The sequence below is a fragment of the Martinezella sp. CNPSo 3890 genome, assembly GCF_057784455.1.
The window spans coordinates 180552-194913 of the sequence record NZ_JBXSOR010000012.1; the positions used below are offsets into that span (position 1 = coordinate 180552).

17 protein-coding genes are annotated in these 14362 nt (G+C 59.0%); 6 read left to right on the forward strand and 11 right to left on the reverse strand.

The window, feature by feature from the left end; translation table 11 throughout:
* Nucleotides 1–67: 67 nt before the first annotated feature.
* Complete coding sequence (locus AC13RC_RS24520; protein WP_488558693.1) at nt 68–751, reverse strand: glutathione S-transferase family protein; 684 nt, start codon at nt 749–751, stop codon at nt 68–70.
* Nucleotides 752–841: 90 nt separating this feature from the next.
* Between AC13RC_RS24520 and AC13RC_RS24525 the strand changes: the two genes are divergently transcribed.
* Both AC13RC_RS24525 and AC13RC_RS24530 read left to right on the forward strand, forming a co-directional pair.
* Nucleotides 842–1306: a MarR family winged helix-turn-helix transcriptional regulator gene (locus AC13RC_RS24525; protein ID WP_488558709.1), complete on the forward strand. Its 465-nt coding sequence runs from the start codon at nt 842–844 to the stop codon at nt 1304–1306.
* Between the two features lie 124 nt (nt 1307–1430).
* Nucleotides 1431–1880, forward strand: a complete 450-nt coding sequence (locus AC13RC_RS24530; protein ID WP_488558694.1) for a hypothetical protein — start codon at nt 1431–1433, stop codon at nt 1878–1880.
* A gap of 42 nt (nt 1881–1922) precedes the next feature.
* On the opposite strand, the gene AC13RC_RS24535 is transcribed toward AC13RC_RS24530, so the two are convergent.
* Nucleotides 1923–3986: a M3 family metallopeptidase gene (locus AC13RC_RS24535; RefSeq protein ID WP_488558695.1), complete on the reverse strand. Its 2064-nt coding sequence runs from the start codon at nt 3984–3986 to the stop codon at nt 1923–1925.
* 97 nt (nt 3987–4083) lie between these two features.
* Nucleotides 4084–4725, reverse strand: a complete 642-nt coding sequence (locus tag AC13RC_RS24540) for a LysE family translocator (RefSeq protein WP_488494256.1) — start codon at nt 4723–4725, stop codon at nt 4084–4086.
* 160 nt (nt 4726–4885) lie between these two features.
* On the opposite strand from AC13RC_RS24540, the gene AC13RC_RS24545 reads away from it, so the two are divergent.
* Nucleotides 4886–5368 (forward strand): MarR family winged helix-turn-helix transcriptional regulator, encoded by a 483-nt coding sequence (locus AC13RC_RS24545; protein WP_113330724.1) that lies wholly within the window; start codon nt 4886–4888, stop codon nt 5366–5368.
* A gap of 73 nt (nt 5369–5441) precedes the next feature.
* Here AC13RC_RS24545 and AC13RC_RS24550 read toward each other — a convergent pair whose 3' ends face one another.
* The gene (locus tag AC13RC_RS24550; protein WP_069613430.1) at nt 5442–6665 is read right to left on the reverse strand and encodes an argininosuccinate synthase; all 1224 of its coding nucleotides are present in this window, start codon (nt 6663–6665) and stop codon (nt 5442–5444) included.
* 556 nt (nt 6666–7221) lie between these two features.
* Nucleotides 7222–7920: a hypothetical protein gene (locus AC13RC_RS24555; protein ID WP_488558696.1), complete on the reverse strand. Its 699-nt coding sequence runs from the start codon at nt 7918–7920 to the stop codon at nt 7222–7224.
* 133 nt (nt 7921–8053) lie between these two features.
* Here AC13RC_RS24555 and AC13RC_RS24560 point away from each other — a divergent pair, with 133 nt between their 5' ends.
* Complete coding sequence (locus tag AC13RC_RS24560; protein ID WP_488558697.1) at nt 8054–8908, forward strand: SDR family NAD(P)-dependent oxidoreductase; 855 nt, start codon at nt 8054–8056, stop codon at nt 8906–8908.
* 63 nt (nt 8909–8971) lie between these two features.
* Nucleotides 8972–9613, forward strand: a complete 642-nt coding sequence (locus tag AC13RC_RS24565; RefSeq protein WP_113330727.1) for a LysE family translocator — start codon at nt 8972–8974, stop codon at nt 9611–9613.
* On the opposite strand, the gene AC13RC_RS24570 is transcribed toward AC13RC_RS24565, so the two are convergent.
* From AC13RC_RS24570 to AC13RC_RS24590, 5 genes are all read right to left on the reverse strand, one after another.
* Entirely contained in the window at nt 9597–10025 is a 429-nt protein-coding gene (locus AC13RC_RS24570; protein WP_488558698.1) for a hypothetical protein, read from the reverse strand. The two genes, AC13RC_RS24565 and AC13RC_RS24570, sit on opposite strands and share 17 nt — an antisense overlap.
* A gap of 5 nt (nt 10026–10030) precedes the next feature.
* Nucleotides 10031–11266 carry a dual-specificity RNA methyltransferase RlmN gene (gene rlmN, locus AC13RC_RS24575; protein WP_113330729.1) on the reverse strand — a complete coding sequence of 412 codons (1236 nt, stop codon included), beginning with the start codon at nt 11264–11266 and terminating at the stop codon, nt 10031–10033.
* 287 nt (nt 11267–11553) lie between these two features.
* The gene (locus AC13RC_RS24580) at nt 11554–12102 is read right to left on the reverse strand and encodes an invasion associated locus B family protein (RefSeq protein ID WP_069613351.1); all 549 of its coding nucleotides are present in this window, start codon (nt 12100–12102) and stop codon (nt 11554–11556) included.
* Between the two features lie 332 nt (nt 12103–12434).
* Nucleotides 12435–12824 (reverse strand): YkvA family protein, encoded by a 390-nt coding sequence (locus AC13RC_RS24585; protein WP_113330730.1) that lies wholly within the window; start codon nt 12822–12824, stop codon nt 12435–12437.
* Nucleotides 12825–12890: 66 nt separating this feature from the next.
* On the reverse strand, nt 12891–13196 hold the full coding sequence (locus AC13RC_RS24590) for a 4a-hydroxytetrahydrobiopterin dehydratase (RefSeq protein ID WP_113354340.1): 306 nt from the start codon (nt 13194–13196) through the stop codon (nt 12891–12893).
* A gap of 137 nt (nt 13197–13333) precedes the next feature.
* On the opposite strand from AC13RC_RS24590, the gene AC13RC_RS24595 reads away from it, so the two are divergent.
* Nucleotides 13334–13816, forward strand: a complete 483-nt coding sequence (locus AC13RC_RS24595; RefSeq protein WP_113354341.1) for a low molecular weight protein-tyrosine-phosphatase — start codon at nt 13334–13336, stop codon at nt 13814–13816.
* Here AC13RC_RS24595 and thpR read toward each other — a convergent pair.
* Complete coding sequence (gene thpR, locus AC13RC_RS24600; protein ID WP_069613347.1) at nt 13747–14343, reverse strand: RNA 2',3'-cyclic phosphodiesterase; 597 nt, start codon at nt 14341–14343, stop codon at nt 13747–13749. The genes AC13RC_RS24595 and thpR overlap by 70 nt on opposite strands.
* Nucleotides 14344–14362: the final 19 nt, after the last annotated feature.

Sequence of the window (14362 nt, forward strand, 5' to 3'; positions counted from 1 at the left end):
ACTCTCTTCTACCACGTCGCCAGTTCAGATGCACGCAATCGCCTCGATCGGGATTTGCGCAATCCCGTCAGGCGGCATGTTTCAGTAAGAACGCATCATGATTGAGCAGGAAAGCCTTCAGGCGCTCGGGATAGTCGTGCGTCACTGCACCTCGCACGCTTTGCCGCGATGCCAGCTCTGTGCGCCATGCCTTGACACGCGGTAGGCCGTCAAAAACGCCAGTCGATGTGATGGTATCGAACACATCGAAGTAACGGAAGATCGGCGCAAAAACTGCATCGACGAGGCTGAATGCCTGTCCGGCAAAAAAGGGACCGTTTCCCAATTCCGCCTCGACACGAGCAAATTTATCGATCAGCGCCTTACGCTTGGCCTCATAGGTCCCTTCGTCCCTGGCTGTCTCGTACCCCCACAAATCTGAAAGAATGGAAGAACCGAATTCCATCCAGCCGCGATGGCGGGCACGCGCGAGCGGATCGGTCGGGTGAAGCCGAGCGCCGGGTTGGGTTTCCTCGAGATATTCGCAGATCACCGCGCTTTCGAATAAAGCCGTTTCCACTCCGTCCTCCTGCCGCACGATCAGCAACGGAACTTTGCCGAGCGGGGAAATAGCCAGAAACCAGTCGGGCTTTGCCGACAGGTCGACATAGCGGATCTCAAATGGCACGGCCTTTTCAGCAAGTGTGATGGCTGCTCGCTGGACGTAGGGGCAAAGGTAATGGCTGATAAGGACCAGTTTTGCGTCGGACACGATCAAATCTCCTGGGTCGAGTTCAAGATAGATGTAATTGCATCTATATCCAGGCTTGCCAGCCCGGTCAACATAGATGTAATTGCATCCATGTCCGATTGTTCAGATGTTACCCCTTTAAAGCCCTCCGCCGCAGTGATGCGAGCATGGGTACGCCTCATGCGCACCCAACAGATCGTCCTTGCGGCGATCGAGCAGGATTTGAAGTTAGCCGGCCTGCCGCCACTTGGCTGGTACGACGTTCTATGGGAGCTGACGCAGGCCACCGAAGGAAAGTTGCGCCCCTACGAGATCGAGGAGCGTACGCTCCTCGCCCAGCATAATCTCTCCCGCCTTCTCGACCGGATGGAAAAGGCCGGTCTTGTTCATCGCGAAATATTTTCCGAAGACGGCCGGGGCCGCTGGGTCGTTATCACCGAAGCAGGAAGCGCCATGCGCAGCCGCATGTGGGCAGTCTATGCCTCGGCACTTCAACGCCATGTGGGCAATAAGCTGGGCGATGCACAAGCCGGACAATTGGCTGAGCTGTTGGCTTTGCTTTCGGATAAATCCTGACCAACAGGCAAAACCGATCCAGACGAAACGCGGTCACATAAATCGGGGGTAAGCTGGCCTTCGGGCTACTGATATGCCAATTTCACTCCGCCCGAAAAACAACTGCCAGCTCGCCGAGGCACACATGTTTAAGATCCTGTATCAGGGCGATTTTTTTGCCGATTACTTCCAGATATATCTGCGCGACGAAGCCCATCCCGACCTACCGGATAATTACACGGATGAGTCGCTGGCGCGTCGCCTTACCGTCGCACCCTACGCAATCATCCTCCATACAGCGCGCAATATGACCGTGCCAGTCAGCGTCGAATGGCACGATCAACGCCCTGCTGCCGAGCTGGACGCTGAAAAGCATGTAGCCGAAGCCGAGTTCGACTGCCCCTCAGGCCAGCTCGTATTGGCCGGATTGACTGATTACGAACCAGACGCTCCCCGCCTTCCAGTAAAAGCGGGACCGCTCGGCGTGCGCGTTAGCATATTCGGCCTCGATACCCTTAGCGAAGACGGGCTCGACGGGGATGATTGCTATCTTGTGCGGCTTTGGCCCAAGGCTAATAACCGACGGCAGGGCTAGCTGGAGCATCCGGCATCCGAACGCTCGTGTCCGGCAGTTAAATCAGGCCGCCAGCCCCTTCTTCTTCAGCATCGCATCCGGGCTCGGCAGCTTGCCGCGGAAAGCCTTATAGGCATCTTCCGGATCGATCGAGCCACCGACGGAGTAGATGTTGCCTTTGAGTTTCGCAGCCATATCCGGATTGAAGGCATCGCCGGTTTCCTCGAAGGCGGCGAAGGCATCGGCATCGAGCACTTCCGACCACATGTAGGAATAGTAGCCGGCCGAATAGCCGTCGCCGGAAAACACATGCTGGAAATGGGGCGTCGCATGGCGCATGACGATGGATTTCGGCATGCCGATCTCCGCAAGCACCTGCGCTTGTACCGCCATCGGATCCTCAACGGCGCCGCGCGTGTGAAACGCCATATCGACCAGAGCCGAGGAGGTGAATTCCACCGTATTGAAACCGGCATTGAAAGTGCGGGCCGCCAGAACCTTGTCGAGCAGTGCCTGCGGGATCGGCGCGCCGGTCTCGTAGTGGACGGCATATTCCTTGAGGATGGCGGGCACAGTCAGCCAGTGTTCGTAGAGCTGCGATGGCAGTTCGACGAAATCGCGGGAAACCCCGGTGCCCGAAACGGAGGGATAGGTGACGTTGGACAGCATGCCGTGCAGGGCATGGCCGAACTCGTGGAACAGCGTGCGGGCATCGTCGAGCGACAGCAGCGCCGGCCGGCCTTCCGCCGGCTTGGCGAAGTTGCAGACATTATAGATGATCGGCAGCTCGCCGACATGGCCGTTCTTCAGCGGCAGATTATGCTGCGATTGAAATGAGCTCATCCAGGCGCCGGAGCGCTTCGAGCTGCGGGCGAAGTAATCGCCGAGAAAGAGGGCGACGAGCTTGTCGGAGCGGTCGCGGATCTCGAAGACGCGCACATCGGGGTGGTAGGCGGGAACGCCCTTCTGCTCGACAGCCTTGATGCCGAACAGGCGACCGGCAACATCGAAGCAGGCGGCAATGATCTTTTCGAGCTGCAGATAGGGCTTCAATTCGGTTTCGGAGAAATCGAACTTCCGGGTCCGGATCTTCTCGGCATAGTGCCGCCAATCCCAGGGCATGACCTCATGGTTGCGGCCTTCCTCAGCGATCAGCGCCGCAATATCCCTTTCTTCCTCTGCTGCGCGCGCGGCCGCCTTGCCCCAAACGGTCATCAGGAGATCGTTCACCGCATCAGGCGTCTTCGCCATGGTATTATCAAGCTTGAGTTCGGCGAAATTGGCATAGCCGAGCAGCTTCGCTTTCTCTGCTCTCAGTGCCAGAGTCTCGCGAATGATCTCACGATTGTCGGTTTTGCCGCCATTGGCGCCCCGCGCCACCCAGGCACTGAAGGCCTGCTCGCGCAGATCGCGGCGCTCGGAAGACGTCAGGAACGGCTCGATGATCGAGCGCGACAGGGTGACGGCATATTTGCCCTCCTCGCCGCGTTCGCGCGCAGCCGCTGCCATTGCCTCGCGCAGATAGTCGGGAAGACCGGCAAGATCGGCCTCTTCCGACAAAAGCAGCGCCCAGCTCTTTTCATCCGCCAGGACGTTCTGTCCGAATTGCGCGCCGAGGCCGGCAAGCTTCTCGTTGATGGCGGACAGGCGCTCCTGCTCAGGCTTCGGCAGCTTGGCACCGGCCTTGACGAAGCCCTTCCAGTGCCGCTCCAGCACGCGGGTTTCTTCCAGCGTCAGTCCGAGGGTTTCGCGGCTTTCCCAAAGCGCATCGAGACGGGCAAAAAGCGCCGCGTTCGTGCCGATCTTCGAATAATGCCGCGCCATCTTCGGCGCGATCTCACGCTCCAGCGCCTGGATGGTCTCGTTGGTATGAGCGCCGGCCTTGTTCCAGAACAGCGCGGAGATGCGCGAGAGCTCATCGCCGGCGATTTCGAGCGCGGTCACGGTATTGGTAAAGGTCGGCGCGTCGCTGTTGCCGGCGATCGCGTCGATCTCGGCCTCGTGCGACGCAAGCGCCGCATCGAAGGCGGGAGCAAAATCCGTATCCTTTACCGCATCGAAACGCGGCAGCCCCTGATGTCCGGTCCATTCGGTGAGCGCGGGATTGACGGCGGTAAGGGAAGACATGCGGGGCATCCTTTCGACAGACATCTGACCGAAGCACGATATAAGGCTAGCCCCGCCGAATTGGTATGGCGAGGGGCGAACAAATTGATGAGCGGGATCAGGCCTTGCGCCAGCCGAGCAGGCCGGGCGTGGCGTGCCACAGCGCCTGCACTGCAAAACCCATGAAAAGCACGCCGGAGCAGCGCACGATCAGCCGCTCATGCGCACGATAGAAACGCCGCACGGCACCCGCGCCGATGATGCTGATAAGAATGAGGTCGGCCGTTATGAAGCCGGCGAAGGAAACGATGAGTAGCAGCGGCAGCGCGCTGAAGGTCAATGCGCCGGCGGAGCCCGCGACAAGGGCCGTGAATGTCGCCAGCGCAACGGGATATCCCTTCGGATTGGTGACGCCGAAGATCAGGCCGCGACGGAACGGGCGGTCGACATTGACGAGCGCCTTGCCGTCACCTTTCGGCTTGGCGGTGACGGCACTCCAGCCGATCCAGGCGAGATAGAAGCCGCACAGCAAACCGAGCAGGTCGAAGACGAAGGTGCCGATGGTCTTGGCGCCGACGATGGCGACCAAGGCCAGCGTCGACCAGACGAGATCGCCGAGCAGATGGCCGCTGACGAAGAATGCACCCGCCTTGCGGCCCTGGCCGGCACCTATGCCGAGGAGTGCCAGAAAGGCAGGACCGGGAATAAGCACATAGAAAAGCGCGGCGAGGAAGGCGCCGACAACGAGCGATTGCGTCATGATGAGTGATCCCGCTGGTGATCGCGCGAGAGTAGCAATCTGTGGAAGCCGGTCAAGCAGCTGGCCGTTTTAAGTTCCAGGAAGCCGTTGTGTTCGTGGGATGAAATCAATAAGAACGTAGTGGGGCCCAAAAACAAAGAGCGTAGGTAGGGAAGCGCTTATGAACAGCAGGATTAATACGGATTCGCTCGCCTTTCTTGTGAGCGATTGCGCCCGACTGATCAGGGCGGCCTTCGAGCGACGCATTCTTGTCGCTGGGCTCGGGCTGACGGCGGGTGAAGCACGGACGCTGATGCAGGTCGCCGCCATCAATGGCAGCCGCCAACTCGACATCGCCTCCCGGATGGGGCTGGAGCCGATGACGGTCAGCGCCTTTTTGGACAAGCTGCAGGCACGCGGCTTGATCGAACGACAGCCGGACCCACTCGATCGCCGCGCCAAGCGGATCGTGCTTTCGGAATCTGCCGACGCGAAGCTTCGGCAGATCGACCGTGAAGTCTGCGAAGTCGAGCGCAATGCGACGCAGGGCTTCGGCGAGGATCTTCAAGTGCAACTGCATGATGCGCTCTGCGCTTTCCGCAGCAATCTTCAGAAGGCCGAAGCACCTGCAGAAGTCGAACGGGAATTGAGGCCGGTGGATTAATTCCAGGCCGCCATCCTGGAAAAAGGAAGCCCGCCTCCGGCGATCGGAAGCGGGCCATTTCTCATTTCATACCTTACTTCGACAGGTTGCGCTTGGCGAGCGTGCGCAGGCGCAGCGCGTTCAACTTGATGAAGCCGGCCGCATCCTTTTGGTCGTAGGCGCCCTGGTCGTCTTCGAAGGTGACCAGCTTGTCGGAATAAAGCGATTTCGGGCTTTCGCGGCCGATGACCATGACATTGCCCTTGTAGAGCTTCAGCGTCACTTCGCCTTCGACATGTTCCTGGCTCTTGTCGATGAGGGCCTGCAGCATCTCACGCTCCGGCGAGAACCAGAAGCCGTAATAGATCAGCTCGGCATAGCGCGGCATCAGCTCGTCCTTCAGGTGTGCGGCACCGCGATCGAGCGTGATGGATTCGATGGCGCGATGGGCCGCGAGCAGGATCGTGCCGCCGGGGGTCTCGTAGACGCCACGGGACTTCATGCCGACGAAACGGTTCTCGACGAGATCAAGACGGCCGATGCCGTTGTCGCGGCCATACTCGTTCAGCTTCGCAAGCAAGGTCGCCGGGCTCAGGCGCTCGCCATTGATCGAAACGGCATCACCCTTTTCGAAGCCGATCTTGATGATGGTGGCCTTGTCGGGAGCGGCTTCCGGCGAGATCGTGCGCATGTGCACATATTCCGGCGCTTCCTGCGCCGGGTTTTCCAGAACCTTGCCTTCGGACGAGGAGTGCAGAAGGTTGGCGTCGACGGAGAAAGGCGCTTCGCCCTTCTTGTCCTTGGCAACCGGAATCTGGTGCTTCTCGGCGAATTCGAGGAGGTCGGTACGGCTCTTGAACGACCAGTCGCGCCATGGCGCAATGATCTTGATATCCGGGTTCAGCGCATAGGCCGAAAGCTCGAAGCGAACCTGGTCATTGCCCTTGCCGGTCGCGCCGTGGGCGATGGCATCGGCGCCGGTCTTCCTGGCGATCTCGATCAGGTGCTTGGAGATCAGCGGACGGGCAATCGAGGTGCCGAGCAGGTAGACGCCTTCATAGACGGCATTGGCGCGGAACATCGGGAAGACGAAATCGCGCACGAATTCCTCGCGCACATCCTCGATATAGATTTCCTTGATGCCGAGCATTTCGGCCTTCTTGCGCGCCGGCTCCAGCTCTTCGCCCTGGCCGAGATCGGCGGTGAAGGTGACCACTTCGGCGCCGAGCTCCGTCTGCAGCCACTTCAGGATAATCGAGGTGTCGAGACCGCCGGAATAGGCGAGAACGACTTTCTTCACGTCTTTATGTGATGCCATGATGAGTTCCGTTTCGAGGCGGGCCAGGGGAAAGGCCCGCAAAGCTGTATCGCGGAACTTTTAGCGAGATTATCGTGCGGCGCAAGGGGAAGCGCGGCGGCGGGCATTGCCAATCGGCATGCGAGGACGACGGTTTCAGGATGTATGCTCTATTTCGTCTGGCATCGGCGTGAGCCCCGTTCTTATCGTCTCAGCCTGCCACCACATCGCGTCCTTCGGCATTCTCGCCCGGCGAAGAGGCTCCATTTCCGTAAAAATAAACCTTCTCCGATAAGCACTAGGGCTTTCCACCAAATAGACCGATTTCATTCTTTCCGAACCGAGAAACCACGGGCGCTTGAGAAAACGTAGGGGATTTTCCGTCCATTCCGGAGCTCGACCCAATTGCCATCTCCGGCAAAGATGCTCGGCGATGGCGCCCATGAGGGCATCGAACCTTTCGTCACCCGTCAACGGGACTTCGTCCTCAACACGCGCGCGTCGATCAGTAGCGGTACGATCACTATAGAAATCATCGAGAAAGCTTGCGAGATGAAAGCGAAACGCACTACCCGTCTCAAGGTGCGAGCGGACCGCCTCTGCCAGCGTTCCATGTCGGCTGCTCTCGGCTTGTGGCACTGTAATCATCCACCAGGCTCTGAATCTTGAGCTTCATTCGTGTCGAAACCACCGGTGTAACAATACCGGGAATATTAGGGTAACACTGCCTCATAAGATCGACAATCTTATCGAACGTGTCGATGCCGGTGATGGCCATCAGCGACAGCGCGTCGGAACTGTCGGTCAGTTTCTTCCCATCATCGTCGGCGCGATTGGCGAGGATCTTCATCGCAAGCAGATATTCCGGCGTCGGAGTAAAAATGCGCAGGCCGATAGCTGAGCTGTCTCGTGGGTAATCTCTAAACTGCAACAGGTTTGGCGCCGGATTGCCGCGCGGCGGCGCGAATTGTTTTGCGGCTTGGTTCAACCAGTCTGACGGAAGTTGCCTCCGCCGTGTGACAGCTTCGACGACGTCTCGCGCTTTGTCCTGGTGATTGAGATAAACGGCATCGACGTCTTCCGATGATTGTCGGATATCCGACGCCAGCACTAGGCAGGAGCCGCCATAGATAGCCATGTCGAGAATGATGCCTCGCTCTGCTGCCAGATTGCCGATGGCGTCGAACGCATCCTCTATCGTTGCCCTATCGAGCTGCTTATCACCGGCCATACCTGTCTCCATATCTACGTCAGTATAGATGCCGCCAATAGGCAATGAAAGCGTCGGTGCGCATGTCATTGCGTTGCAAGCAGGGGCTATGTGATGAATTGGCGATTTCGATTTGACACATCAAATTGAGGGATCATATCTGCCAGTATTCAAAAGACGCTCAAGGAGGGCGCCGCTCGTGACCGATATTCAAGACATTTTCAAGAAATCCAATGTTGCCGTCATCACCGGAGGTGCATCCGGCATCGGCTTTGCCGCAGCAAAACATTTCGCCTCGCTGGGCATGAGCGTCGTTATCGCCGACCTCGGGGGCGACCGACTGGCGGAGGCGAGCGCTGAACTCAAGATGAGTGCAGGCGAAGAGCATGTCATGGCCATCGAGACCGATGTCGCCAGCAAAGACGCGCTGGAAGCGCTGGAGCGCGCAGTCCTGCAGCGTTTCGGCCGCGTACATGTGTTGATGAACAATGCCGGCATCGGCCCGCAAACCTCTGTTTTCAGCGCCCAGGCAGAATGGGATGCGATTCTCGGCGTCAATCTGCTTGGCGTCATCAACGGCACGCGCGTCTTCGGGCCGGGCATGATCGCGCATGGGGAACCAGGCCTGATCATCAACACCGGCTCGAAACAGGGCATCACCACGCCACCCGGCAATCCCGCCTACAATGTCTCGAAGGCGGGCGTGAAGGTCTTTACCGAAGCGCTGCAGCACGAACTGCGCAATACGGAGGGCGCCAAGATTTCAGCCCATCTCCTTATTCCCGGCTTCGTCTTCACAGGCCTGACCAAAGGCGATCGCAGGGAAAAACCGGCAGGCGCCTGGACGCCGGAACAGACTGTCGAGTTCATGATGGAAAGCCTAAAACGCGGCGATTTCTATATTCTCTGCCCCGATAATGACGTCGCCCGGCCGGTCGATGAGCGCCGCATGCTTTGGGCCGCCGGCGATATCGTCGAGAACCGGCCGCCGCTGTCGCGCTGGCATCCGGACTATGCCGATCAATTCAGGGCCTTCCTCGAAAAGAAGGATTGATTTGCAATCCGCCGGAAGCCGGGTAAGAACAGACGGAACCCTACCCGGCTTTCGGAGCGCCCCGTGGACTTCATACCCAGCCTGCCGACCCTCCTCGCCTTTTCCGCAGCGAGCCTCCTGCTTGCCATGACGCCTGGTCCCGACATGACGCTGTCGATCAGCCGCGCTCTCGCACAGGGAAAGAAGGCGGCGCTGTTCGTCGTGCTCGGCACCACCCTCGGCGTCGTCGTCCATACCTGCTTGGTGGCTTTCGGCATTTCGGCGCTGATTACGGCTTCGCCCGTTGCCTTCACGGTGCTGAAGACTGGAGGCGCTGCCTATCTGCTGTGGCTGGCAATCCAGGCGATCCGTTTCGGTTCCAGCCTATCGGTCAAGAAGGTCGATACCATCGGCGGAACACCGCTTGCAAACATCTCCAACGGCTTTTGGGTCAACCTGCTGAACCCGAAGGTCATCATCTTCTTCATGACCTTTCTGCCGCAGTTCGTTACATCAGGCGATCCTGCCGTCACGCACAAGCTGCTCTTCCTCGGCTTCTTCTTCATCGTCATCGGCATGCCGGTGAATATGCTCGTCGTTCTTGCCGCGGACGGCCTGTCGTCCTGGCTGCAACGGAATCGCGGCGTAATGCGCGGCCTGGACTACACCTTCGCCAGCGTCTTCTCGATTTTCGCGGTGAAAATCTTCTTCACTCAGGCTCGTTGAGATCGGACCACTGCCCCGCAAACCGGCCGGCAATCCACCAGTAAACGGTGGCGCTGGCCATGCCCAGGAATGCGAAGCAGACCGCGACGGTGATCAGATTAAGGGTCTGCGGCCTTTCCATGCCGCCCGAAATCAGGACGGACGCGACTGCCGATAGGGTCGCGCCGAAAATTGCATAAGCATACCATCGTCGCATGCCGCGCCATTCGAGAATGGGGATAACCACCAGAGACGGCAGGATGCTGACGACCATCGCGACCTTGGTGAGCGCAATGGTCAGAACGAAGAGCTCGGGCGCCGCGGTCTCCGGCACGGTCCAGACGGCGGCGCAGGCGAGCACAAAGCCCATGAGAGCGCAAGCGGCGAGATAGCCCCACAAGAGGCGCATCGGCTTGCGCAGTCCAAGGAGCATCGATCTCAGTCCTCGCCGTGATTGGCGATCATCATGGCTTCGAAGGCCAATCGCTCCGTCTTGCGCATACGCTCGGATTCCGACTTCAGCTGACCGCAGGCGGCGAGAATATCGCGCCCGCGCGGCGTGCGGATCGGCGAGGCATAGCCGGCTGAATTGATGAAATCGGCGAACTTCTCGATCTGCTCCCAATCGGAACACTGATAGTTGGTGCCGGGCCACGGGTTGAAGGGGATCAGGTTGATCTTGGCTGGAATGCCCTTCAGCAGCTGGATCAGACCCTTCGCGTCTTCGAGGCTGTCGTTGACGCCCTTCAGCATCACATATTCGAAGGTGATGCGCCGTGCATTCGACAGGCCCGGATAGGCGCGGCAAGCGTCCATCAGTTCCTTCAGCGGATACTTCTTGTTGATCGGCACCAGCATGTCGCGCAGATCGTCGCGCACCGCATGCAGCGAGATCGCCAGCATAACGCCGATCTCTTCGCCGGTGCGATAGATTTCCGGCACGACGCCTGATGTGGAGAGCGTGATACGGCGCTTGGAGAGCGACAGGCCATCGCCGTCGGAGGCGATCAGCAGCGCCGTCTTGACGCTGTCGAAATTGTAGAGCGGCTCGCCCATGCCCATCATGACGATATTGCTGACCTTTCGGCCTTCGGCGGGCATGATCGTCCCTTGCGGCGCTTCGCGGTCCGGGAAATCGCCGAGCCGGTCGCGCGCCAGGAGCAGCTGCGACAGGATCTCTTCCGCCGTCAGATTGCGCACCAGGCGCTGCGTACCGGTATGACAGAAGGAACAGGTGAGCGAACAGCCGACCTGGCTGGAAATGCAGAGCGTGCCGCGGCCCTCTTCCGGAATATAGACGGTTTCCACCTCGACCGGCCGGCCAGCGCCGCGCGGCGGGAAGCGCAGCAGCCATTTCCGGGTGCCGTCATTGGAAACCTGCTCCTCGACGATCTCGGGACGCGCGATGGTGAAATGCGCCTTCAGCATTTCGCGCATGTCCTTCGACACATTGGCCATGGCGTCGAAATCGGAGACGCCGCGCACATAGATCCAGTTCCAAAGCTGGCTGACACGCATCTTGATCTGCTTGTCGGCAACGCCCTTTTCCTTGAGCGCCGCGCCCATCTCTTCGCGTGTCATGCCGATCAGCGACGGCTTCGGCGAAAGCTCGACGGGCTGCGATACCGGCATCGGCTTGAGCCTGGAGGGGGTTATGACATCGGTGGCGGACATAGGATCGTTCCAACGGTTCACATCGGCGATGCCGCAAAAGCTGACGAAAGCTGCGGATGCGGGCAAGGCACGGAAATCTGAAGATTCATACGGTGGCGGGGCAAGCAATCTGCCGCACACCTATCGTTGGCGCGGCCTTTAGCATTAATTTCCGCCCGCGTCATCCCTTTCCCTCAAAAGCAAGGGTTGGTCTTCAAAAACAAAAGGCCGGTCGGCTTGACCGGCCTTGCTCATTGCGATCGCGGCAGCAGGAAGATCACATTTGCGTGATCCTTCGGCCCTCGATCTTATTTGCAGTTTTCGATCTGCTTCAGCGCAGCCGTCACACCCTTCAATGAATAGGTATAGGAAGTGGCAGTACCCTTTTTCGAGGTCGCCGAAACCTTCAGCGAATGGCCTGACTTCAGCGCCGCGACCAGAGCCGGCTCCTGCGCGGCGTTTTCGACCCAGGCAGCCTTGTCCTTGGTGAACATCACGAAGGTCTTGTTGTCGATGGTGACGTTGACCTTGGAGTTCTCCTTGAGCGGATAGCCCATCATCGCCTGCGGTTCATAAGAGATGTTCTGGCCCGGACGCTGCGACACGATGAAGAAATTGTCGCCATGGTCAATGCCCGTCGGCGGCGCCTTGGCCGTCGGCACGGAAAGAACGTAACATACCTTACCGCCGGCGGACTGGTAGGAATAGGCACCCCAGGCGTCGAACTGCTGAATGCGCGTCGGAGCCGCCGGCGCTGCTGGCGCCGCTGCCTGCGTCTGCTTCTTGGTCTGCGCGGACGCTATGCCGGTTCCGGCCAGAACGAGCGAGAGGGCGATTGCGAAGCTTTTTACAAACATGGTTTCCTGCCGATTTCTTGCGGTCCAGAGCTCATGGCGATTCGTTTGACGCACGCCTGTGCTCGTGAGCTGCCTTATTTTGACTTTATTCAGGTTACCAAACCGTCAACGGAGCGCTGCCGCCACCGGCTCCGTGCCATTTCAATCCAGTTATCGCGCAAAGCTTGAAACGCATCAGAAGGAATTGGAAAACCCGGATGATGAAGTACCACCCTGCAGCTTCGATTTAAGACAGAAAGATTCGGGCAAGAATTTGACCTCGCTAAAATCAGGGAGGTCTCATAAATCTCTGGAAACCCGAGAGGATTCAGATCGGCTCCGCAAAACAAGCATCAGGCGGTCTTCATAGACTCGGGCTCGTTCTCTAGCGCGCGATCGGCGGCGTCGTAATGTTCCTGGCGGATATGGCCCCTGATCATGCTGAAGGCGAGCGTCAGCACCGCGACATCATCGGAAAAGCCGATGACGGCAAAGAAATCGGGGATAATATCGACCGGCATGACAAAATAGCCGAGCGCCGCCAGCAATATGCCGCGAACGCGGGTCGGCGTCTGCGGGTCGAGTGCGCAATAGAAGGCGGCCACGACGTCACGCGAGAACGGGATATGGCGAGCCGCCTTCCGCAAGGTCGGCCAGAATTTTCTGCGCACCGATTTCTCCTGCTCTTTTTGGGTCTCTTCGTCACCAGGCATCAGGATTTCCCCGTACTTGATGTCATCCATTCCATTCACCTCAATCGAGGCCCGTCGGCCGGGCCGTGTAAACATATGGTGATCGCCTGCCGTGATTCAATCGATCCGGCGCGCGGCCGCCTTCTCCATCGCCTTCGCCAGCTTGACGTCATGGTCGGTCAGGCCGCCGGCATCGTGTGTCGTCAGCTTCACCTCGACGCGGGAATAGACGTTGAACCATTCCGGATGGTGGTTGAATTTTTCGGCGGCAAGGGCGGCCTCCGTCATGAAGCCGAAGGCCTCGACGAAGTTGCGGAACTTGAAGGTCTTCGAAATCGAAAGGCCGTCATCCGCAAGCGCCCAGCCTCCAAGCTCCGCAAGATTTTCATCGATTGCCGCGCGGTCAAGTCTGTCGTATTTCATGACAAGTCACTCCTCTCTAAAGCAATTCTAGGAAAACTGCGTAGCGGTTTTTCCGTCCGGAATTGCGTAAAAGCAAAAGGATAGAGCGTTTTCGCATTTGGAAGAAAAGCGGAAAGCTCTGGCGGTTGAACGATAGCATGGATCGTCACAGGATACTTTTCGTCTGCGCCGGCAATATCTGCCGGTCGCCCCTCGCCGAAGGCATATTCAGGCATCTGGCAAGCAAGGCCGGCCGTGGCGGTGAATTCGACATCGATTCGGCCGGCACCGGCGGCTGGCATCAGGGAGAGCGCCCCGATCGCCGCTCGATCGCGGTTGCAGCTGGCCACGGAATCAATATCACAGACCAGCGCGCGCGGCGCATAGCGTCAGCCGATTTCGGCAAGTTCGACCTGATCCTGGCAATGGATCAAGACAATTTGAAGAACTTGCGCAAGTCGGCGCCTGCCGATGCGCTCGGCAAGCTGCATCTCTTCAATGCCCTGGCGCTCGGAAGCAACAAGGACATCCCCGATCCCTACTATGGCGACCGCGAGGATTTCGAAGCCGTCTATACCATGCTTTTGGCAGGCTGCAGCGCGCTGTTACCCAAAGCCGGGAAAGTGCTGCGGGGCTCGTGAAGCGGGAATATCTCTTCGGTGAGATAGGGACCGCCGCCGACCGATTCGCGCGAGGACAGAAGCACGAAGCGCCCGACCGTAAACGGAGCGGTGTAGAAATTGCCGCGGCCGGAGAGATAGTGCACCACGTCGTCGACCCGCGAGGACTTCAGCCTGGCGAGCGTCACATGCGGCGTGAACTTGCGGGGGTCCGGCTGCAGGCCGATGCGCTGGCAGATGCGCTCGATCTCGCCTTGCAGCGCGAACATATCCGGTGTCTGCGAGACCCCGGCCCAAACCGAATGCGGTTTCTTGGAGCCGAAGGAACCGATGCCCTCCAGCCGAAGCTGGAATTCAGGCCGATCTATCCGGTCCAGACGGTCGACGATCTCATCCGCAGTGCGGCCATCGACATCGCCGATGAAGCGCAAGGTGATGTGATAATTTTCAACGTCGATCCACCTGGCTCCCGGGAGACCACCGCGCAACAATGACAGGCTCATGGCCGCATTACGCGGAATTTCGAGGGCGGTAAAAAGTCTCGGCATGACGAGCACTCCCCGAATC